General features: G+C 39.0%; 21 protein-coding genes. All 21 read right to left on the bottom strand.

From position 1 onward, the window contains the following. Nucleotides 1-56: 56 nt before the first annotated feature. The 21 genes from CC99x_RS12465 to rpmH all read right to left on the bottom strand — a co-directional run bounded on the left by CC99x_RS12465 (nucleotide 57) and on the right by rpmH (nucleotide 19,684). Nucleotides 57-716: an SOS response-associated peptidase gene (locus tag CC99x_RS12465; RefSeq protein WP_057624387.1), complete on the bottom strand. Its 660-nt coding sequence runs from the start codon at nucleotides 714-716 to the stop codon at nucleotides 57-59. 10 nt (nucleotides 717-726) lie between these two features. After that, nucleotides 727-2,559 (bottom strand): glutamine--fructose-6-phosphate transaminase (isomerizing), encoded by a 1,833-nt coding sequence (glmS, locus tag CC99x_RS12470; RefSeq protein ID WP_057624388.1) that lies wholly within the window; start codon nucleotides 2,557-2,559, stop codon nucleotides 727-729. Between the two features lie 19 nt (nucleotides 2,560-2,578). After that, nucleotides 2,579-4,015, bottom strand: a complete 1,437-nt coding sequence (glmU, locus tag CC99x_RS12475) for a bifunctional UDP-N-acetylglucosamine diphosphorylase/glucosamine-1-phosphate N-acetyltransferase GlmU (RefSeq protein WP_077065394.1) — start codon at nucleotides 4,013-4,015, stop codon at nucleotides 2,579-2,581. Nucleotides 4,016-4,129: 114 nt separating this feature from the next. After that, on the bottom strand, nucleotides 4,130-4,558 hold the full coding sequence (locus tag CC99x_RS12480; RefSeq protein WP_057624389.1) for a F0F1 ATP synthase subunit epsilon: 429 nt from the start codon (nucleotides 4,556-4,558) through the stop codon (nucleotides 4,130-4,132). A 21-nt stretch (nucleotides 4,559-4,579) separates the two neighbouring features. Continuing rightward, nucleotides 4,580-5,995 (bottom strand): F0F1 ATP synthase subunit beta, encoded by a 1,416-nt coding sequence (gene atpD / locus CC99x_RS12485; RefSeq protein ID WP_057624390.1) that lies wholly within the window; start codon nucleotides 5,993-5,995, stop codon nucleotides 4,580-4,582. A gap of 45 nt (nucleotides 5,996-6,040) precedes the next feature. Next, nucleotides 6,041-6,916, bottom strand: coding sequence for a F0F1 ATP synthase subunit gamma (gene atpG / locus CC99x_RS12490; RefSeq protein WP_057624391.1), 876 nt, complete (start codon nucleotides 6,914-6,916; stop codon nucleotides 6,041-6,043). Between the two features lie 3 nt (nucleotides 6,917-6,919). Further along, complete coding sequence (gene atpA / locus CC99x_RS12495) at nucleotides 6,920-8,479, bottom strand: F0F1 ATP synthase subunit alpha (protein ID WP_057624463.1); 1,560 nt, start codon at nucleotides 8,477-8,479, stop codon at nucleotides 6,920-6,922. 30 nt (nucleotides 8,480-8,509) lie between these two features. Next, the gene (locus CC99x_RS12500; RefSeq protein ID WP_057624392.1) at nucleotides 8,510-9,052 is read right to left on the bottom strand and encodes a F0F1 ATP synthase subunit delta; all 543 of its coding nucleotides are present in this window, start codon (nucleotides 9,050-9,052) and stop codon (nucleotides 8,510-8,512) included. A gap of 2 nt (nucleotides 9,053-9,054) precedes the next feature. Beyond that, the gene (locus CC99x_RS12505; RefSeq protein ID WP_057624393.1) at nucleotides 9,055-9,525 is read right to left on the bottom strand and encodes a F0F1 ATP synthase subunit B; all 471 of its coding nucleotides are present in this window, start codon (nucleotides 9,523-9,525) and stop codon (nucleotides 9,055-9,057) included. A 21-nt stretch (nucleotides 9,526-9,546) separates the two neighbouring features. Beyond that, nucleotides 9,547-9,834: a F0F1 ATP synthase subunit C gene (atpE, locus tag CC99x_RS12510; protein ID WP_057624394.1), complete on the bottom strand. Its 288-nt coding sequence runs from the start codon at nucleotides 9,832-9,834 to the stop codon at nucleotides 9,547-9,549. 53 nt (nucleotides 9,835-9,887) lie between these two features. Continuing rightward, a complete protein-coding gene (gene atpB / locus CC99x_RS12515) occupies nucleotides 9,888-10,658 on the bottom strand; it encodes a F0F1 ATP synthase subunit A (RefSeq protein ID WP_057624395.1) in 771 nt (256 codons plus the stop codon). A gap of 6 nt (nucleotides 10,659-10,664) precedes the next feature. Beyond that, nucleotides 10,665-11,045 (bottom strand): ATP synthase subunit I, encoded by a 381-nt coding sequence (locus CC99x_RS12520; protein WP_057624396.1) that lies wholly within the window; start codon nucleotides 11,043-11,045, stop codon nucleotides 10,665-10,667. Between the two features lie 465 nt (nucleotides 11,046-11,510). Then, nucleotides 11,511-12,434: a ParB/RepB/Spo0J family partition protein gene (locus CC99x_RS12525; RefSeq protein WP_057624397.1), complete on the bottom strand. Its 924-nt coding sequence runs from the start codon at nucleotides 12,432-12,434 to the stop codon at nucleotides 11,511-11,513. Nucleotides 12,435-12,467: 33 nt separating this feature from the next. Then, nucleotides 12,468-13,286: a ParA family protein gene (locus tag CC99x_RS12530; RefSeq protein WP_057624398.1), complete on the bottom strand. Its 819-nt coding sequence runs from the start codon at nucleotides 13,284-13,286 to the stop codon at nucleotides 12,468-12,470. A gap of 33 nt (nucleotides 13,287-13,319) precedes the next feature. Then, nucleotides 13,320-13,961 carry a 16S rRNA (guanine(527)-N(7))-methyltransferase RsmG gene (gene rsmG / locus CC99x_RS12535; protein WP_057624399.1) on the bottom strand — a complete coding sequence of 214 codons (642 nt, stop codon included), beginning with the start codon at nucleotides 13,959-13,961 and terminating at the stop codon, nucleotides 13,320-13,322. After that, nucleotides 13,945-15,909, bottom strand: coding sequence for a tRNA uridine-5-carboxymethylaminomethyl(34) synthesis enzyme MnmG (mnmG, locus tag CC99x_RS12540; protein ID WP_057624400.1), 1,965 nt, complete (start codon nucleotides 15,907-15,909; stop codon nucleotides 13,945-13,947). The genes rsmG and mnmG overlap by 17 nt, the downstream gene beginning before the upstream one ends. 2 nt (nucleotides 15,910-15,911) lie before the next feature. Continuing rightward, nucleotides 15,912-17,243, bottom strand: a complete 1,332-nt coding sequence (gene mnmE / locus CC99x_RS12545) for a tRNA uridine-5-carboxymethylaminomethyl(34) synthesis GTPase MnmE (RefSeq protein ID WP_057624401.1) — start codon at nucleotides 17,241-17,243, stop codon at nucleotides 15,912-15,914. A gap of 1 nt (nucleotide 17,244) precedes the next feature. Then, complete coding sequence (gene yidC / locus CC99x_RS12550; RefSeq protein ID WP_057624402.1) at nucleotides 17,245-18,918, bottom strand: membrane protein insertase YidC; 1,674 nt, start codon at nucleotides 18,916-18,918, stop codon at nucleotides 17,245-17,247. A gap of 11 nt (nucleotides 18,919-18,929) precedes the next feature. Next, nucleotides 18,930-19,160: a membrane protein insertion efficiency factor YidD gene (yidD, locus tag CC99x_RS12555; RefSeq protein ID WP_077065395.1), complete on the bottom strand. Its 231-nt coding sequence runs from the start codon at nucleotides 19,158-19,160 to the stop codon at nucleotides 18,930-18,932. After that, nucleotides 19,124-19,513, bottom strand: a complete 390-nt coding sequence (gene rnpA, locus CC99x_RS12560; RefSeq protein WP_057624403.1) for a ribonuclease P protein component — start codon at nucleotides 19,511-19,513, stop codon at nucleotides 19,124-19,126. The genes yidD and rnpA overlap by 37 nt, the downstream gene beginning before the upstream one ends. 15 nt (nucleotides 19,514-19,528) lie before the next feature. Further along, entirely contained in the window at nucleotides 19,529-19,684 is a 156-nt protein-coding gene (rpmH, locus tag CC99x_RS12565) for a 50S ribosomal protein L34 (protein ID WP_077065396.1), read from the bottom strand. Nucleotides 19,685-21,125 lie beyond the last annotated feature (1,441 nt).

Below are 21,125 nucleotides of genomic sequence, written 5' to 3' on the forward strand. Positions count from 1 at the left end.
AGCGATTATGCCAATGCCCTATCTATATGTAAAGAACTTTTGCTATTTTTTCAATATTAAAGAGGTTTTATACAAACAGCGCTATCATTATGCGGAGAATTTACGTGCAAGGAGACAGGAAAAGCTTGCAAGACAGGCAGTGTTTCATCGGCAAGCAATTTTTCTAAATTAAGCAAATTTTCCTTAGGATTTAGCCAAGAATTGTAGTTATGAGGCTGTAAAATCATAGGCATTCGATCATGAATTTTCACAAAATCAGCAACAGCGGGCTTCGTTATAATTGCACAAGTCATTATTTTTTCCCAAGCAGACTCCTGCCAAACAGAGCAAATACCTGCAATTCCCATGACAGCATTATCGCGCGAAGAAATGTAAAAAGGCTGTTTCTTACCTTGCAATGCTTTCCATTCATAATAACCAGAGATAGGAATAATACAGCGCTGGCTTTTAAATGCATCGCTAAAAGCAGGCTTTTCCATCAGCGTTTCACTACGTGCATTTATATACCCTTGTGGGATTGCACCATTGACTGCTTTTGCCCATCTGGGTAAAAAAGCCCATCGGCTAAAAGATACGCCACGGTGATTATGAAGCATAATAGGAATGGTTTGGGTGGGCGCAATATTATAACGCGGCCGCATACTAAAGCTTTCTTTTAAGCTAAAATGCGCAACAATTTCTTCTATCGTTGCATGTAAAGCAAAACGACCACACATCTAAGAATCTTTATTCAACGGTAACAGACTTGGCCAGATTTCTGGGTTGATCAACATCTGTGCCCTTTCTTAAAGCAACATGGTATGCCAATTGCTGCAAGGGGAGCGTTAGAAGAATAGGCGATAATAACGGACCACCTTTGGGGACTTCAACAAGCTTAAGATCAGTGCCCAATTCTAAATTCATACCTTCTTCAGCAATTAAAATTACTTCACCATTTCGTGCCATTACTTCGTGAATATTTGATTTTAATTTATCGAGCATTGCGTCGTAACTTGCAACCACAACAACGGGCATATGTTTATCAACCAATGCTAAGGGACCATGTTTTAGCTCTCCTGCAGGATAAGCTTCCGCATGTATATAGGAAATCTCTTTTAATTTAAGCGCGCCTTCTTTAGCAATTGCATAATTAGTCCCGCGCCCAATAAAAAGAGTATGTTGCTTCTCTTCGAAATATGCAGAGTATCTCTCTATCGTTTCCTCAAGCTTTAAGGTTTCTTCCAACAGTGCGGGAAGTTTTCTTAAATGTGCAACGATCTGCATTTCATCTGTTTTGGCTTTATCATTACGTTTACCCAAGCAGTGCGTGAGCATAAGCAATGCAACAAGCTGGGTTGTGAATGCCTTCGTTGAGGCAACCCCAATTTCAGGGCCTGCATGTGTTAATAAAACACACTTGGATTCACGAACCAAGGCACTTTCTGGAACATTACAAATACCAAGCGTTCCACAATAATGCTCCGATTTCAAACCTCTTAATGCTGCCAAGGTATCCGCTGTTTCGCCCGATTGTGAAAGCGCAACAAATAATGTGCCAGCAGGAACCACTTCTCTTCTGTATCTGATCTCACTGGCTATTTCAACTTGACAAGGAATACCGGCAATATTTTCAATCCAGTTTTTGGCAACAAGACCTGCATGATAGCTCGTACCACAAGCAACAATTTGTACATTCTTCGTTCTATCGAAAATATCAGAGGCATTTGCACCAAACACCGCATCTTGAATATCATCTTGCAACAATCGGCCTTCTATTGCAGAACAAACAGCATGAGATTGTTCAAATATTTCCTTTTGCATGAAATGCTTAAAATTGCCTTTACTAACACTTTGAACACTTAAATCAGTTTTCCTGATAGGGCGATTAACTTTATTGCCTTGTTCATCATATATTTCATACTCATCTCGTGAAACAACGGCGATATCTCCCTCTTCTAAGATAATGATCTCTTGTGTAAAAGGAAGTAAGGCCAAAACATCAGAAGCAATATAATTTTCGCCAATACCAAGCCCTAAAACCAATGGGCTGCCTCTACGCGTCGCAATAATATTATTGGGTTTCTCTTTGCTAATAACGGCTAATGCAAAAGTACCTTCCAAACGAGCAATCGTTTTTTGTACTGCTTCTAATAATGAAGGCGTGCGTTTTAACTCCTCACCCAGGCAGTAAACCACAACTTCAGTATCTGTTTCAGAGGTAAATTGATAATTTTTATGTGCAAGTTCTTGTTTAAGCTGATTGAAATTTTCAATAATGCCATTGTGAACAAGTGCAAGTTTATCTTCAAAAATATGTGGGTGAGCGTTATGCTCACTGGGCTGGCCATGCGTAGCCCAACGTGTATGTGCTAAGCCAATCTTTCCCAATAGTGTTTTCTTTTCTAATGCAAGGGCAAGCTCTTGCACTTTACCTCGTGCTCTAACACGAGAGAGATTTTCTTGCTTATCTAATACGGCAAGCCCCGCGGAATCATATCCTCGATATTCAAGCCTTTTTAAGCCTTCTATAAGTATAGGCGCTATATCTCGTTGAGAAGCAACAGCAATAATCCCACACATAATAGTAATAAACCTCTCGTTATTTAGATTTAACTTTTTCCACAGGTACCACATCTTTTTCTAAAGATGAAGCATGAGAATGCGTCACTGTGGCAAGCTTAGTTGGTCGCTGCCACTCTTCAATGGAGCGTTGCTGTAATTGATGTGTCATGGTTAATTTATCAGCTGGCACATCTTTAACCACTGTACTTCCTGCGGCGATGGTTGCTTCTTTGCCAATTTTAATCGGTGCAACGAGCTGTGTATCAGAGCCAATAAAAACACCATCATCAATGATGGTTCTATGCTTATTTGCACCATCGTAGTTGCAAGTAATGGTGCCCGCACCCACATTGACGGCTTTGCCCATAACCGTATCGCCAATATAACTCAAATGAGAAATTTTAGAGCCTTGGCCAATGTTTGAGTTTTTAACCTCTACAAAATTACCAATGTGTACATCTTGATCTAATTGAGTACCAGGTCGCAATCGTGCAAAGGGTCCAACGCTGCAATTATCACCGATAACAACATCTTCAAGATAAGAATTAGCTAAAACACTAACATTTTCGCCAATTTTGCAATTAATTAAAACACAGTTTGGACCAATTCTACTGTTTTTCTGAATGCTAACGTGGCCTTCTAAGACGACATTAACATCAATGACCACATCAGGTTCGGCTTGCAAAGAACCTCTTAAATCAAAGCGTGCTGGATCAGAAATACAAACACCATCTTTCAAAAAATTTTCAGCCACATGACGTTGATAATAGCGCTCTGCCGTTACTTGCTGGGATTTATCATTAACCCCCAATACTTCTTCAACCACACTTGGAACGGAAGTAGCAACAGAAATATTTTCCTGCGCGGCCATCTGAATAATGTCTGTTAAGTAATATTCGCCTTTCGCATTATTATTTTTTAACTGGGGCACCCATCGAGCTAATAAGCTTTGTGTTACCACAAAAATACCCGTATTTACTTCATGGATTTGCTTTTCAATATCATTGGCATCACGTTCTTCTACGATACGCACAACTTTAGCTTTTTCATTGCGAATAATTCTACCCAATCCTGTTGGATCGGTTGCCAGAGCCGTGAGCAAACCAACATCTTCTGTAGGTGTGGCCGTTAATAAGCGCTTTAATGTATCCACAGCAATAAGAGGCACATCACCATATAACGTTAAAACGCGGTGATGTGCAGGAATATGGGGTAATGCCTTTGCAACCGCGTCGCCTGTGCCCAGACGATGTGGTTGTTCCGCCCACGTTAAGTCAGCATCATGAAAAGTTTGCTTGACTAAATCACCTTCAAAACCATGAATAATGATAATCTGTTGTGGGTTTAGTGCTTTGGCAGTGTTTATGACATGCGCAAGCATTGGTTTGCCCCCAATAGGGTGCAACACCTTAGGCAAAGGTGATTTCATCCGTGTACCTTGTCCTGCAGCGAGTATGACAACACTCAAATCCATGTGGCTACCTTAGTATAAATTTGTCTACCTTATTTTACTTTAACAAAAAGGGTGGACAAGCCACCCAATTAAACCATTTTTACGCCTGCGAACATTCGAATGCGTGCGCTCAGCTTATTTAATCTTGCCCTTTTTCTTCATTTCCTGAATAGCTCTTAACATACCAGCCGCTCTTGCCAACTCTGCACGTGCACGAGCAAAATCAATATCGACTTGCTTATCATTGAGCAACCTTTCTGCCTGTTGTTTCGCCTTGATAGCTTCTGACTCATTAAAGTCTCTTGCTCTAACGACCGTATCTGCCAAAATGGTAGCATGCTCAGGCTGAACCTCTAAGACACCACCAGTCACATAAATTACTTCTTCTTTATCAGCATCAAGACGAATACGAACCGGACCAGGCATTAAACCCGTAATTAAAGGCGCATGCCCAGGCACAATCTCTAACTCACCTAAAATCCCCGTAAGGAAAATACGCACTGCTTTTCCTGAGAAAATTTCAGCTTCTGCGCTTACGATATCTAATTGCATTTGATTTGGCATAAAATAACTCAATAATTAGCTTTAATTAGATACTTTTTTGGCTTTTTCCACAGCTTCTTCAATGCTGCCCACCATGTAAAACGCTTGCTCAGGCAAATCGTCATATTTGCCTTCAATGATGCCTTTGAAACCTTTAATGGTTTCTTTTAATGGCACATATTTACCAGGTGCGCCTGTAAATACTTCTGCAACGAAGAAAGGCTGTGACAAGAAACGTTGAATTTTACGTGCGCGAGAAACAACACGCTTGTCTTCTTCTGATAATTCATCCATACCCAAAATAGCAATAATATCTTTGAGTTCTTTATATCTTTGCAAGGTTCCTTGTACACCGCGTGCAACCTCATAGTGCTCATTACCGACCACTAAAGGATCAAGCTGACGGCTGGTTGAATCCAATGGATCTACCGCAGGATAAATACCTAATTCAGCAATTTGTCTTGACAATACAACGGTCGCGTCTAAGTGCGCAAAAGTTGTTGCAGGAGATGGATCGGTTAAATCGTCTGCGGGAACGTATACAGCCTGAATAGAAGTAATAGAGCCCGTTTTGGTAGAGGTAATACGCTCTTGTAAACGTCCCATTTCTTCAGCCAACGTAGGCTGATAGCCTACCGCTGATGGCATACGACCTAATAATGCCGATACTTCCACACCCGCGAGGGTATAACGATAAATATTGTCGATGAACAATAGAACGTCTCTACCTTCGTCTCTGAAACTTTCAGCGATTGTAAGACCCGTTAAAGCAACACGTAAACGGTTTCCAGGTGGCTCGTTCATCTGACCATACACAAGGGACACTTTATCAAGAACGCTGGATTCTCTCATTTCATGATAGAAGTCATTACCTTCACGGGTTCTTTCACCCACACCGGCAAACACAGAGTAACCACTGTGCTCAATTGCAATGTTACGAATGAGCTCCATCATGTTAACGGTTTTACCTACACCGGCACCACCGAACAAACCTACTTTACCACCTTTAGCAAAAGGGCAAATCAAATCAATAACTTTAATACCTGTTTCTAATAACTCTTCACTGGCAGCCTGCTCTTGGTAAGAAGGCGCCGGTCTGTGAATCGATAAACGTTGTTCTTCACCAATGGGTCCCTTCTCATCAATAGGAGTACCCAAAACATCCATAATTCTACCTAAAGTCTTTTGACCCACTGGAACCATAATCGGTGCAAGTGTATTTTTAACGCTGATACCGCGCATGAGACCATCTGTTGTACCCATTGCAATGGTACGAACAATTCCATCCCCTAATTGTTGCTGCACCTCTAAAGTGAGGTTCACACCATCAACCAATAAGGCATCATAAATTTTGGGCACGCTGTCACGAGGGAATTCAACGTCCACAACAGCACCAATAATTTCAACAATTTTACCAATTGTTTGCTTTGTAACAGATAGGGTTTCAGCTGTACTCATTTTAGGCTCACACTCCCCTTTAACGGGTCTAAATAAAAGTTATAATTAAACGGCTGCCGCGCCACTGACAATCTCAGAAAGCTCCTGAGTAATGGCAGATTGTCTGGCTTTATTGTAAACAAGCTGTAAGCTATCAATTAGCTCGCCGGCATTTTCTGAAGCGCTTTTCATCGCAATCATTCTTGCTGATTGTTCACAGGCAAAATTCTCAACAATCGCATGATAAACCTGAGACTCTAAAAAGCGCGTGAGTAATAAATCAAGCAGCTCTTTGGCATCTGGCTCATAAATATAATCCCAGAATTTAGACTTAGATGGTTCAACATTAAAATTCACATTATCAGGCACAATGGGTAATACTTTTTTGATAACCGGCTTTTGACTCATCGTATTTAAAAATTGATTATGATAAATATACAAAGAGTCTAGTTTTCGGTCATCGTAGGACTTTAACATTGCGCCAACAGGGCCAATGACATCTGCAATTTCAGGATGATCACCTATTTTGCTCGCAGATGCCAAAATAGGAACTTTGAATCTTTTCAAAAATCCCTCAGCTTTCGAGCCAATGGCGCAAAAAGAAACTTTTTTACCTTCTTTTTCAAAACGCTCGCATTCTTGTAGCAAATAACGAAACATATTTGCATTCAAGCCACCGCACAAACCACGATCAGAAGAGAGAAGAATGATACCGACATTCTTTTCTTCTCGTGAAATCATGTATGGATGCCTATATTCAGGCTGGCTATGTGCCACATGGCTGATAACCGTCGCAATTTTTTCTGCATACGGTCTGGCTTCATTCATGCGTTGTTGTGCCTTACGCATTTTACTCGCCGCAACCATCTCCATCGCGCGTGTTATCTTTTGAGTACTTTTAATACTCTTAATCTTTGTGCGTATCTCTTTTGCGCCTGACATTCATTACTCGCCTTGTTTTAATTGCCAAGTTTGCTTCGATTTAAATGATTCAACTGCTGCTTTCATTTTTGCTTCAATTTGATCATTAAAATCGCCTTTGCTATTAATTTCTGCCATTAGCTCTTTTTGCTCTCTATTCATATAATCGAGCAATTGCTTTTCAAAAGTAACGACTAAATTTAGTTCAACGTCATCGAGATGACCTTTATCCACCGCAAATAAAACCACCGCTTGTTCAGCAACTGATTGTGGTGAATATTGCTTTTGCTTCATTGATTCCATCACGCGTTGTCCACGAGACAATTGTTTGCGTGTGGCCTCATCCAAATCAGATGCAAATTGCGAGAAAGATGCCAATTCACGGTACTGCGCCAAAGCAAGTCGCACACCACCACCCAGCTTTTTAACAACCTTCGTTTGTGCTGCTCCCCCTACACGAGAAACAGATAAACCAGCGTTAATCGCAGGTCGAATATTCGCATTAAACAAATCACTTTCCAAAAAGATCTGACCATCTGTAATGGAAATAACGTTTGTTGGAATGAAAGCAGAAACGTCACCTGCTTGTGTTTCAATAATAGGTAAGGCTGTCAATGAACCTGTTTTACCTTTAACTGCACCCTTTGTATATTTCTCAACATACTCAGCGTTCACACGCGCCGCACGCTCTAACAAACGAGAGTGCAAATAAAATACGTCACCAGGATAAGCTTCACGTCCTGGGGGGCGCTTCAATAACAAAGAAATTTGACGATATGCCCAAGCTTGTTTCGTCAAATCATCATAAATGATCAATGCATCTTCGCCCTGATCACGGAAATATTCACCCATTGCACAACCGGCATAAGGTGCAATAAATTGCAGCGCAGCAGCTTCACTCGCTGTTGCAGCAACAACAATGGTATGTTCCATTGCGCCATATTCTTCTAATTTTCTTACAACGCTCGCAACAGATGAGGCTTTTTGCCCAACAGCAACATAAATACATTTAACACCGGTGCCCTTTTGATTGATGATAGTATCAATCGCAATCGCTGTTTTGCCGGTTTGTCTGTCTCCAATAATCAACTCTCGCTGGCCACGACCAACAGGAATCATCGCATCAATAGATTTCAAGCCTGTTTGAATAGGCTGGTTTACAGATTGTCTGTCGATTACGCCAGGCGCTACTTTCTCAATTGGAGAAGTTTGGCTTGCTTTGATTTCGCCTTTGCCATCAATAGGACGCCCTAAAGAATCAACAACGCGGCCTAATAATGCTTCACCAACAGGAACTTCCAAAATTCTCTTGGTGCATTCAACAGATTGACCTTCTGCCAAATGTTCACAAGCGCCTAAAACCACGGCACCAACGGAATCACGTTCCAAGTTAAGCGCCATTGCATAGATGTCGCCAGGGAGCTTAATCATTTCGCCCAGCATCACATCATTTAGACCATGGATACGAACAATACCGTCACCCACACTGATAATGGTACCTACTGTTCGTGCTTTTGCATTTACATCAGCACTTTCAATACGCTGACGAATAAGTTCACTTATCTCTGAAGAATTTAATCGCATAACCATCTTCTCTAAATTTTGTTAAGTATCCTAATGGAAAATTCCCATTGCATCATTTAAACGAGCCAATTTACCTCGTAATGAGCCATCAATGAGTAAATCACCAGCACGAACAATCGCTCCAGCCAAAATGCTTGCATCTGTCTTGGCAGACAATGCGATCTCACATTTCATGCGTTTTTTCAGCGCTTGGATGAACTGTTCTTTGTATTTATCACTAAGTTCGAATGCAGAAGTAATTTCTACATTCATTACTTGCTCTGCTTCTGCACGAAGTGTTTCAAAATGTTCAGAAATGTAGGGAATAAAAGGCAGGCGTTTATTTTCCGATAATACATTTAGAAAATTTTTAAAATCAGAATTAAACAATTGAGCATCAATTGAATAGATAAACGCCATGACTTGATCGGCAGACACACAGGGATCTTTCAACATGTTTTCAACAGCTTCATTCTGAATAATCGACTTTGCTGCCTCGAGCATCTCTGACCATTGAGCTAATTGCTTTTTTAAGGCAGCAAACTCAAAAGCGGCTTTTGCATAAGGGCGAGCGACTGTATATTCAGATGCCATCTTTAAATTTCCTGTGCCAATTTATCAAGCATTTGTAAATGTGACGCTTCATCGATATTTTTCTCTAGCAATTTTTCAGCACCCAACAAAGCGATCTCTGTTACATGCTTTCTCAATGCTTCTTTTGCATCACTTACCATTTGATTTACTTCATGGCTTGCTTGCTCGATGATACGCTGCCCTTCTTCATGCGCCTTTTGACGAGCACCATCGATAATATGATCCGCTTGCTTCTGCGCCTCAATAATTATTTTTGATGCTTTTTCTTGGCTTTCTTTAATTTCGCGCGTAGAAACCTCTTGCGCTCTTTTAAGTTCTGCATGACCTTTTTCGGCCGCAGCAAGCCCGTCTGCGATTTTATCTTGCCTGTCAACAAGTGCTTTATTAATGGGCGGCCAAACAAAACGCTTGGTAAACCAAACAAACAAAACAAATGTGATCATCTGGCCAAGTAATGTGGCATTAATGTTCACGCTACATCCTCCTTAAATATATTAACTGGGGATGTGTTTTAAAACTTCAGTTAAGAATGGGCTTGCGAAGGTGAAGAACAAAGCAATACCCACACCAATCATGGTTACCCCGTCTAATAGACCCGCAACGATAAACATTTTAACCTGTAACATAGGAACCATTTCTGGCTGACGAGCTGCGCCTTCTAAGAATTTGCCACCCAATAAACCAAAGCCAATAGCGGTACCAAAAGCACCTAAGCCAATTAACAAAGCAACCGCGATGGCAGTAATACCTTGCAAGTGAGCTACAATTTCTGCGATTTCCATTTTTTCTCCTACCAAAGGTTAATAACTAAAATAGTAAAGACTGAAAATGTTTGCTAATGCCCTTCATGTGCCTGTGCAATATATACAATTGAAAGCATCATAAAGATAAAGGCTTGTAAGGTGATAATTAAAATATGGAATACAGCCCATACCCACCCTAACGGCCATTGCGTCCACCAAGGAAGCAAGGCAATCAATATAAAAATAAGTTCACCAGCATATAAATTTCCAAACAAACGAAGTCCGAGTGAAATAGGCTTTGCCAGCTCATCTACAAGCCGTAGCAATAAATTGAAGGGGAAGAACCAGGGACCAAAGGGAGAACAAAACATCTCCTGAAGCAAATGAAAACCTTTTATTTTAATATTGTAATAAATGGTTAATAAAAAGATACTTAGCGAAAGCGCAAGCGTGAGATTCAGATCGGTCGTAGGAACAACCTTAAGATAATGAATGCCCACCATGGACGCAGCATAAGGCAATAAGTCCACGGGCAATAAATCCATCAAGTTCATGAGAAAAACCCAAACAAAGATGGTCAAAGCAAGCGGTGCAACCGTTTCGCTTTTACCATGATAGGTATCTTTCACTTGTTGTTTAACAAAATCGAGCAGTACTTCAACAAAATTTTGTAACTTGCCCGGTACACCAGAAGTTGCTTTGACAGCCGCACATCTAAATAAAAACAAAAAGCTTATGCCCATTATCCAAGAAATAATGAGTGTATCTAAATTAATAGCCCAAAAACCTTCACCAACCGAAAGATTGGTAAGGTGATGAACGATATATTGACCTGCAGTAAGTTCTTCGCCTGTTGTGCTCATATTTTATTAATTCTTTTTTAAACTCAAGTAAATCGGCCCTAACCAAAATCCAATCTGAGCCAAAAGATATCCAATGAATATCCAGAGTGGCAGCCCCCAAGGAATGAGTAGCGCTCCTATGAAAAAAATCGCTGTCAATATAATCTTGACCGCTTCTCCCCAATACAAAGCCTTTACTATTTGCTGCGAAGCATGTGCCCCATAAAAGGCAAATACACGTCTATACAAGTAAATATTGGGCGCAAGACAGACCAAACCACCCACTACGAACGACATAGCGGCTCGTAGATGCCAAAAATACCAAATGATAGGAGAAAGGCTGAATACAAAAATTGCTTGCGATATCAATGCCCACAAAGCATCTTTGTGCTTGAATGAATATTTCATTTTCCTTTACCCCAGGCGCAAAGCTTGTCAAGCGCGCCAAGTATACTGTCACTTATTAATTTAATCAAATATGAATGTTGCCCCACTGTTTTTATTTGCTTAGACAGCTCAGCAAAATCATCAATATTATCTAAAGTTAAAGGCACAAGGAACTAAAAAGGTAGTTTGATAACCATAAAAAACACCATTCTCCCCCATGCATTTCACACAATGAAGCATTTTCAGAAATATTGGTTGGTTAACCACATCAAAACAAATGAATTAAAAACAAAGAAAAAGATCAGATATAAAAAAGGCCGATAGTATTATCGGCCGAAGGGGGATCCAAGGAAAATCACAAGACTTAAGAACCCAAGCGATGCGAATGATCTCCATCTATGATGAATACATTCTTTTCACTTTCTTGCCTTAAGTATAGCAACCCATTCACAGCATGCAAAAATCGATGCCTTTCAAAGTAAATGGCTAAGCAATGTGATCGAGTATCCCCTCTAATTCATCCACATTATGATAACGAATTAAAACCAAGCCACCCTTTTGACCATGTTTAATATTTACTTTAGCACCCAATTTTTCGGCCAAATCAATTTCCAATCGCTTAATATTCGGATCGACGGCAACAACCATCTTTTCTGCCGGTTTACCTTCTTGGATTCTTTTGACAAGCTTTTCTGTTTCTCTCACAGATAAAGCGCGACTGACAATCGTTCTGGCAACCTGACCTTGAAGCGAAGCTGATAAGGTCAACAAAGCACGCGCATGCCCCATTTCAATATGACCTTCTTCCAACATTTTTTGCACTTCTTCCGCCAGCGCTAATAATCGAAGTAAATTGGTAACACTGGTTCTAGATTTGCCAACTGCCTCAGCAACTTCCAAATGTGTTAAACTTAAACTATCAGCCAAACGCTTTAATGCTCTGGCCTCTTCCATCGGATTTAAATCTTCGCGCTGAATATTTTCAATCAGCGCTAAAGTCATAGCATCTTCATCAGACACATCTCTTACAATCACCGGCACTTTTTCAACACCAGCAAGCTGAGCAGCGCGCCAACGACGCTCTCCTGCAATAATTTCATAATTCTTTGAGATTGAAGATAAGCGCACCACAATAGGCTGCAAAACACCTTGCGCTTTTATAGATTCTGCTAATTGTTCTAAGCCTTCATGCCGCATCGTCTGGCGGGGCTGAAAAGGCCCACCTTTTAATTCTGTGACAGACAAATATTTTAATATTTGCCCAGGAACACGCGCAGAAGCATCTTCATAAAAATTATCCTGCGGCTCTAAAGGGAAAGAGGGTAATAATTCGGTACTTCCTTGCGGACCCAATGTGGCAGATAAAAGTTCATTTAAGCCTTTACCTAAACCTCTATATTTTTTAGCCATTCATAATCCTAAAAATGTAAAATGCTCTGAGTTTTAATCAACGTGTTCTTTTTGTTTGCTTGTTGTTTTTGGGGTTGTTTTGGTTTTTTTAAACTTTCTAACGAACTCACCCGCCAACGCAAAATAAGACGATGCACCACGAGAACTTTTATCATACAAACAAACGGGCAAACCATAGCTAGGTGCTTCAGCTAATCTAACATTTCGTGGAATGACTGTTTGAAAAACCTTATTGGCAAAATGATCAATTAATTGATTCGAAACTTCAATGGCTAATCGATTTCTACCATCAAACATTGTACGAATAATACCGCCAATTTGTAATCGTGGATTCAAACTACTTTGTAGCTGCTTTATGGTATTCACTAAATCTGTCAAACCTTCTAAAGCAAAATATTCACATTGCATCGCAATGATTACCATATCAGAGGCGACCAATGCATTAACAGTTAACATATTCAGTGAAGGTGGACAATCTAAAAATATGTAATCGTATTTATCTTTAAGTGCTTCTAACTTCTTACTCAATGTAAGTTGTTGCCCCGGCTTTTTAACCAAATTTGCCTCAGCAGCTGTTAAGTCACTATTAGCAGGAATCAAATCATAACCAGCTGGGGTTTGCTCAATTAAAACGTCTTCAGTTTCACAGCTCCCTAACAACCATTCATTCACAGAAAATTGAACTGCGGTTTTATCAACCCCACTACTCATCGTAGCGTTACCTTGTGGATCTAAGTCACACAGCAAAACCTTATGTTTCGTTAAGGACAAAGAAGCCGCTAAGTTCACACAACAAGTTGTTTTACCAACACCACCTTTTTGATTTGCAAAAGCAAATACGTGACACCCCATTCCAGGCTCCCATTTTTATTTTTTATGATTTGATCAGCTTGTACATTTTGGCACAACCACAACAGCATAACGATTGCTCATGCCTGGCACCGATAAAGGTGCTTTTTCCTGTAACACAAAACCTTCTGGTATATTAGTGAGTTCTTCTTCAGAGATATCACCTTTCATCGCAACAAATCTTCCATCACTTACCAGCAGGTGATTACAAAGCTGAACAAATTTAGCCAATTGAGCAAATGCTCTACTAACAATTGTATTAAATTTGTATTCTGGATGATAATTTTGAACTGATTGATGAATGCATTCTACATTATCCAGAGCCAATACATTAATAACATATTTGAGAAAGATGCATTTTTTACTTTGGTTATCAATCAAAACGATTTTTTTGTTTGACAACAAAATACCCAGTATTATTCCCGGTATACCAGCACCTGTACCAACATCCAATATCCGCTCACCCACACAATAAGGCATCACACTAACCGCATCCAACAAATGCCATCGCAATAAATCACGCTTTTTGATGCGCGTTAAATTATGCTTTTGATTCCATTTATCAAGTAATTCAAAATAAGAAAAAAGTTTTTCTGCTTGTTGATGTGTAATAGACACACCCAAATTTTGAATCTCATACAAAATATTCTCAATGGTTACATTATCCGTTAGCTTCACTTTCTACTTCTCTTGTATAAGCATGGTTTCGTTGCTGATGATACTTCTTAAGATAAATTAAGAGTAAGGAAACTGCGGCAGGCGTTACACCCGGTATACGAGATGCCATCCCAATGGTATGTGGTTTAAAACGCTGGAATTTCTCTGTGAGTTCAGCTGACAAGCCACTGATGATTGTATAGTCAAAATCTTTAGGAATAAGCGTTTCTTCTTGCTTGCTTGCTTTCTGAATTTCAAGCATTTGCTTTTGTATATAGCCCTCATACTTTGCATGAACTTCTACTTGTTTAAGCACCTGGGCTTTAATATTTTCCAACAAATCAGCATCTAGCTCAGGATAATCAAAATGCAAATCATCTTTAAGTGAAGCAAAAGCACTTAGCATATCTATAGACACTTCAGGTCGCTTCAAGAACTGATAAGCATTAGATTCTTTGGTGAGCAAACTGTTAATAACTTCCACATTTTCGGAAATATCCGCACGGTGCAAAAATGTATTTTTTAGTTTTTCTTGTAGCGTATCAATCGCTTGTTTTTTCTTGTGGAAAATTTCTGCTCTCAATGCATCCACCAACCCAAGACGAATACCAACCTCTGTTAAACGTAAATCCGCATTATCTTCACGCAACAGTAATCGATACTCTGCACGAGAGGTAAACATTCGATATGGTTCTAATGTACCATGCGATATCAAATCATCGATCAATACGCCAATATAAGCTTCATCACGCTTTGGATACCAAGGCTCTGAATCAAAGACTTTTAATGCCGCATTAATCCCAGCAATTAAGCCTTGAGCGGCGGCTTCTTCATAACCTGTTGTGCCATTAATTTGACCCGCAAAGAATAAGTTGTTGATAACTTGCGTCTCTAACCAAGGTTTGAGCAGTCTCGGATCAAAAAAGTCATACTCAATTGCATAACCTGGTCTTGTGATATGCGCATTCTCTAACCCACGAATACTACGCACAAAATCCAACTGAATCTCAAAAGGTAAGCTGGTCGATATTCCGTTAGGATAAAATTCTTTGGTATGCAAACCTTCTGGCTCTAAAAATATTTGGTGTGTTGCTTTATCGGCAAATCGAACAACCTTATCTTCGATGGAAGGACAATATCGTGGCCCAATCCCTTCAATTTGCCCACTATACATAGGCGAACGATGCAAACCTTTTTGAATAATTTCTTTGGTTTTATCGGTTGTATGTGTAATAAAACATTCTATTTGTTTGGGATGTTGTGCTTTCGTTCCTAAAAACGAAAACACAGGCACAGGATCATCTCCAGGTTGTGCCTGCATTTGTGAAAAATCTATTGAATTAGCATCAATACGCGGTGGTGTTCCTGTTTTTAAGCGTGCAATTTTAAAGGGAAGTGCTAATAATTTTTCTGCCAACGCAATAGAAGGCGGGCACCCCGCTCTTCCACCGATAGATTTACTTTCGCCAATATGTATTTTCCCACGCAGAAAAGTGCCAACGGTTAATACAACTGTTTTTGCAAGAAAGCTTAGACCCATCTGCGTTCCAACGCCCACGACTGTTTTATCTTGCAATAAAAGGTCTTCAACGGGTTGTTGGAAAATCCATAAATTTTTCTGATTTTCTAATTTCTCTCGAATGGCCTGCTTATAAAGATTTCTATCCGCTTGAGCACGCGTTGCTTGCACAGCGGGTCCTTTACTGGCATTCAAAATTCTAAATTGGATACCTGCTTTATCAATGGCTTCAGCCATTGCACCACCCAAGGCATCAATTTCTTTTACCAAATGTCCTTTACCAATTCCGCCAATCGCTGGATTACAAGACATTTGACCTAAAGTATCAATATTATGTGTCAACAAGAGTGTTTTAGCGCCCATGCGACTTGCAGCCAATGCTGCTTCTGTTCCAGCATGCCCGCCTCCCACAACAATCACATCAAACATTTGAGGATATTCATACTGCATGATTATTTACCGACACAAAAAGTTGAAAATATTTTACCCAACAAATCATCAGACGTTAGCTGTCCTGTGATTTCGCCTAAATGTAGTTGTGCTTGTCTTAATTCTTCAGCAACCAACTCGCCTGCTTTAAAGTTTACAAGCTGAACTTGTGCATTTTGAATGTTCTCTTTCGCACTTTTAATGGCGTCAACATGTCGTCTACGCGCACTAAAAACACCTTCAAATGAATGCGCATGCTTGGTAAGTGCAGAATGCAATACATCCATACCAACGCCATTTTTAATTGAAAGCGCTATATACGCGACATCAATTTCTGGCGCATGAGCAATTAAATCCATTTTATTTAACAGCACTATTGTTTTCTCTTTATATTCTGCCAAGAGCGCTTGCTCTACTTCTGTGAACAATATCTTTTGCGAAGCATCGATCACAAGCAAAATGGTATCTGCTAATTTAAATTGTTCTTTAGCTCTTTTAATGCCCTCTTCTTCTACTGCATCGGTGGCATTTCGAATGCCTGCCGTATCCAACAAGTGTATCGGCACACCATTAATTTGAATAGTTTCTTTGATAATGTCTCGTGTTGTCCCAGGAATATCTGTCACGATGGCAGAATTATTTTGTGCAAGCATGTTAAATAGGCTAGATTTTCCAACATTTGGTTTTCCAGCAATAACAACTTTGTTACCTTCTTGAAGCAATTGTCCTTGTTCGGCAACTTTTAACAAATGAATAATTTGAGACAGGAGGCGCTCAATAGAAATTAATATTTTTCCATCCGACAAAAAATCAATTTCTTCTTCTACGAAATCTATAGCGGCTTCTACATAAACGCGTAATTCTGTGAGCGCATTTTGAATTTTGTTGATTTCATCAGAAAAAGCACCACACAATGAACGATGCGCACTTTTAACAGCCTGCTCTGTTGTTGCATGTATTAAATCAGCGATTGCTTCTGCTTGACACAAATCTATTTTATCGTTTAGGAATGCACGTTCAGAAAATTCACCTGGTTTTGCAATTCTGGCACCCATTTCAACACAGGCTTTTACAATCATATCCAAAATAACTAAGCCACCATGACACTGTAGCTCTAAAACATCTTCCCCTGTAAAAGAATGGGGTCCCGGGAAAAAAAGTGCTAAGCCCGTATCAATCATTCCTTTGTGAGGATCTTGAATATTAACCAGTGTCGCAATGCGAGGGGTTGGTACAACACCTATGATACTGCGCGCAATATCGCACACCGCTTTGCCGCTGATGCGCACGATACCAACCGCACCTAATAGAGGTGCGGTTGCTTGTGCCACAATCGTATCAACGTTGTTGCTCATATCATGCGTTTTTTGCTTGAAGTGGTTTTGCTTTTAAACCAAATTTTCGAGTGATATACCATTGCTGCAACATGGATATTAAGTTATTGGCAACCCAATACAACACCAATCCAGCAGGGAATGATACAAACAATATGGTAAAGATAAACGGCATAGACATCATGATCTTAGCTTGCATAGGATCCGGAGGTGGTGGATTCATACGTTGCTGGAAGAACATAGATGCACCCATAATAATAGGTAATACATAGTATGGATCTTTAATAGAAAGATCATTTATCCAGAAAATAAAAGGAGCTTGCCTTAACTCTACACTTTCAAGTAACACATAATATAAAGCAATAAATACTGGAATTTGGATAAGAATTGGCAAACAGCCACCCAGTGGATTTATTTTTTCTTTACGATATAACTCAATCAAAGACTGACTAAATTGTTGCTTATCCTCACCACATCGTTGCTTAAGCGCTTCAATTTTAGGCTGCACTTCTTTAAGATGCGCCATTGATTTATAGCTTGCTGCAGATAATTTATAAAACACTACTTTTATCAGAAGTGTTAACAAAATAATCGACCATCCCCAATTCCCAATAAAATCGTGAATATATTTCAACAACCAAAACAGCAATTGAGAAATTGGCCACAAAATACCGTAATCTACAGTGAGCTCAAGGCCTGGAGAAAGTTCTTTTAATACATCGGTAATTTCTGGTCCCAAATAGAGCCTTCCACCCACTTCAAGTGTTGATTGAGCAGGAACCTCAAAGGAAGACAAAGTACCAATGGTATAGGTGTCATTTTCATCTACACGAGAATAATATTTTTGTTCCGCATCTTTTGAGGGAATCCAAGCACTTAAGAAATAGTGCTCCAACATGGCAACCCAACCACCCTTTAAGGTTTGCTTAAAGGTATTTTGTTTCATGTCTTTGAAACTAACCTTTTTATAGGGCTTATCGGCAGTATGGACTGCAGCACCTTGATACATTTGGACAGATAAAAAAGCTCTCTTTTGCTCTTCATGCTGTCTTTTAATTTGACCATAATAACTTCCAACCCAAGCGTTTTGTCTTGTGTTTTCTATCTTGTAGGTTACATCGATCACATAACTATTTCGTTTGAGTGTAAATAGCTTGGTAACTCTAAGTCCTTCTTCTTCCCAGACAAGTGGTATTTGTAGTATTTCTTGCGAAGGCGCAAGCACATATTTCGTTTGAGCAACTTTATACGCAGCTCTACCCTTTATTCTTGAATCAGGCCCAGAATTGTCTTGGCCTAAAAGCCCTGTTTGCACAACATAAAAACGCTTATCTTCAACATTATTTAGTAATTGATATGCATCATCAGGTGTTTCAAGAGAGGTTGGATATTGTGGTAAATTTGCAAAAACAATATCACCACCCTTTGGATCAATTTTAAGCTTAAAAACATCTGTATCAACGGTGATAAGCGTTGTTGGTGTCGTTGATGATGGTATATTTAAATGTGAGCTACTTGGCAACGAACTTTGAATATTCGGCACATCGGATGGAATATCTTTGTTAGGCTGTAGAGTCTGACTCGCCGATTTAGAGGCAAGCTCAGGTACTTGTTCTTGTTGCCATGTGCTGTACAGCATAAGTCCAACAACAAATAAAGATAATAAAATAAAAACGCGAATGCGTTGAAAATCCATGACCGTTCCTCTTATGGTACCAAATCTATGCCACCGGGATGAAAAGGATGACATTTCAATAATCGACAAATGACATATCTGCTCCCTCGTATGCTGCCATGCTTTTCAATTGCATCTATTGCATAATGAGAACAAGAGGGAAAAAATCGACAACTTCTTCCAAGCCATGGGCTTAGAAAATATTGATATCCTTTAATCAAAAGGACTAAGCTTCTTTGGGAAAAGGTGGTAAACGTTGCCATATCTTTTGCAATTCATACTTAATCTTTTCGTTGCTTGGACGTTGTTTGTCAGGCGTTTTCTTAAGCAAGACAACAATATCCAAACCTTTAATATCATCTTGAGCCAAGCGAAAACTTTCTTTGATGAGTCGTCTATAAGTATTTCGATTTACGGCTTTAGGAATTACCCGTTTAGCGATAACAACGCCAAGGCGAGCTGTTTGAAGTTTATTGGCATAGTAATACAAACAAATCGAATAACTGTTAAGTCTCCTGCCTTTATTAAAAACAGCCTGAAACTCACTTCTAACAATTAAACGATTTGTTTTTGCAAACTTTAGCTTTGGAATTGCGCTGTGCTCATTTACTATCAAGCTAACACAATACCTTTATTTCTTTAAGCCGCCGACAGAAACTAGATTTTTACGTCCTTTCTTACGACGTCTGCTTAATACGAGACGACCATTTTTAGATTGCATGCGCTTTCTAAATCCATGTGTTCTGGCTCTGGTTAGTCTTGTTTTTCTTTGGAAGGTTCTTTTCATTTTTGCACCAAGCTAGCTAACTATTTAGACACTGTAAAATTAGGTGGTCAACTATAGTTGAATGGGACTCAATCTGTCAAGTTTTAAAATCCAAATAGTATATTAAATATATATTTATGAAATTGAATAGATCAATGTTTATGATTAGTCCTGTGTATAAGCGGAAAACTTGAAAAAATCATATTTTATCAACAATTTAGCTTATAAATTTCTGTGCATAACCCTTGGGATTATGTCTATTGTAAGCTCTGGATAATTTGGATTACAGCTCAAAATCATGAAAAGCATCGAATAATCCACAAAATTACACATTAGTTATACATAAGTTTTAAGAGAAATACTTAAATGAACAAGATTTTTAAAAATTAGTAAATAATTATTATTTATTTAATATCTTATATACAGATGTAATAACTATAGAGCGATATTCTGTGGATAACTTGATGTTTTTTTTTAGAATCAATTAATTAAAAATTTTTATGGCTTGGGGTATGAGGGGGAACAAGCCTTTAATTAGCTGGGGATAACATGAGGCTTAACAAAATTTTTTAAAAGACACCCAAGTTATCCCGAGTATGTTGGTATAGTTTTACACAATTTATTTACATAACGGGCGTTATCTAACAAACAAATTATAAAAGATCCTAATAAATATTATTTTATTATTTGATCTGATAAGTAATTTTTATAAACAGCGTGTTTTCCTGTGTATAACTACAAATAAATATTATATTTTAAATGCTTAGCTTAGGGCCAAGGCTTGGGATCTAATCGGTATTACATGTGAGAGAGCTGTTTATAACTAAGGCTATGAGTAGAAATTGTTGATAAGCACGTTATTTTTGCATGGATTATTGTCACTTTATTCACAATATAACCCCAAATACGTTGTATATCTTTGGTGTGGAATGATGGCGAGGAAGATTAAGGCAGGGCATAAAGAAGGCTTGGAAGATAATCACCTAAATCAAAATTAAATTTTTCATAATATTTTCTGGTGCTAGACAGTCATTTACATAAAAATCCAGTGTGGATAAGTTAAGAAAAGATCGTTAAACTACGGGTTCGTTGTAGGGGATCTAGTTTCTGAACATACAAAACACTAATAATCTTCCCTTATTTAGCATTTAGCGTAACGACTTACCCCCTAGCCCATAGGCGAAGGAGAACGTTTATTTTTATGGTCAATGTTGACCAAAAAGGGACGTTTCGCGATACGGAGTAAGTTGTTAGCCTTTAATTATTTTAATTTTTAACTGTGTTTAATAACCTAAGTTATTAGATATGGTTTCGTTTTCGTTAAAAATTGTATTTTTGTCGGTTGTTTAAAGCATAAAAAGCAGTTTAAAAAGTTACGCTAAACATACAAACATAAATGACCTGTTTGTGAGTGTAATGATTAACATCACGATAATGTTTTGTCGCGGGAGTAAAAAAAGCG

Source organism: Candidatus Berkiella cookevillensis (assembly GCF_001431315.2).
GTDB classification, from domain to species: Bacteria; Pseudomonadota; Gammaproteobacteria; order Berkiellales; family Berkiellaceae; genus Berkiella_A; species Berkiella_A cookevillensis.

Coding starts and splice junctions, on each gene's coding strand:
- CC99x_RS12465 (WP_057624387.1), bottom strand. CDS start 716: ATGTGTGGTCGTTTTGCTTTACATGCAACGATAGAAGAAATTGTTGCG.
- glmS (WP_057624388.1), bottom strand. CDS start 2,559: ATGTGTGGGATTATTGCTGTTGCTTCTCAACGAGATATAGCGCCTATA.
- glmU (WP_077065394.1), bottom strand. CDS start 4,015: ATGGATTTGAGTGTTGTCATACTCGCTGCAGGACAAGGTACACGGATG.
- CC99x_RS12480 (WP_057624389.1), bottom strand. CDS start 4,558: ATGCCAAATCAAATGCAATTAGATATCGTAAGCGCAGAAGCTGAAATT.
- atpD (WP_057624390.1), bottom strand. CDS start 5,995: ATGAGTACAGCTGAAACCCTATCTGTTACAAAGCAAACAATTGGTAAA.
- atpG (WP_057624391.1), bottom strand. CDS start 6,916: ATGTCAGGCGCAAAAGAGATACGCACAAAGATTAAGAGTATTAAAAGT.
- atpA (WP_057624463.1), bottom strand. CDS start 8,479: ATGCGATTAAATTCTTCAGAGATAAGTGAACTTATTCGTCAGCGTATT.
- CC99x_RS12500 (WP_057624392.1), bottom strand. CDS start 9,052: ATGGCATCTGAATATACAGTCGCTCGCCCTTATGCAAAAGCCGCTTTT.
- atpE (WP_057624394.1), bottom strand. CDS start 9,834: ATGGAAATCGCAGAAATTGTAGCTCACTTGCAAGGTATTACTGCCATC.
- atpB (WP_057624395.1), bottom strand. CDS start 10,658: ATGAGCACAACAGGCGAAGAACTTACTGCAGGTCAATATATCGTTCAT.
- CC99x_RS12520 (WP_057624396.1), bottom strand. CDS start 11,045: ATGAAATATTCATTCAAGCACAAAGATGCTTTGTGGGCATTGATATCG.
- CC99x_RS12525 (WP_057624397.1), bottom strand. CDS start 12,434: ATGGCTAAAAAATATAGAGGTTTAGGTAAAGGCTTAAATGAACTTTTA.
- CC99x_RS12530 (WP_057624398.1), bottom strand. CDS start 13,286: ATGGGGTGTCACGTATTTGCTTTTGCAAATCAAAAAGGTGGTGTTGGT.
- mnmG (WP_057624400.1), bottom strand. CDS start 15,909: ATGCAGTATGAATATCCTCAAATGTTTGATGTGATTGTTGTGGGAGGC.
- mnmE (WP_057624401.1), bottom strand. CDS start 17,243: ATGAGCAACAACGTTGATACGATTGTGGCACAAGCAACCGCACCTCTA.
- yidC (WP_057624402.1), bottom strand. CDS start 18,918: ATGGATTTTCAACGCATTCGCGTTTTTATTTTATTATCTTTATTTGTT.
- yidD (WP_077065395.1), bottom strand. CDS start 19,160: ATGGCAACGTTTACCACCTTTTCCCAAAGAAGCTTAGTCCTTTTGATT.
- rpmH (WP_077065396.1), bottom strand. CDS start 19,684: ATGAAAAGAACCTTCCAAAGAAAAACAAGACTAACCAGAGCCAGAACA.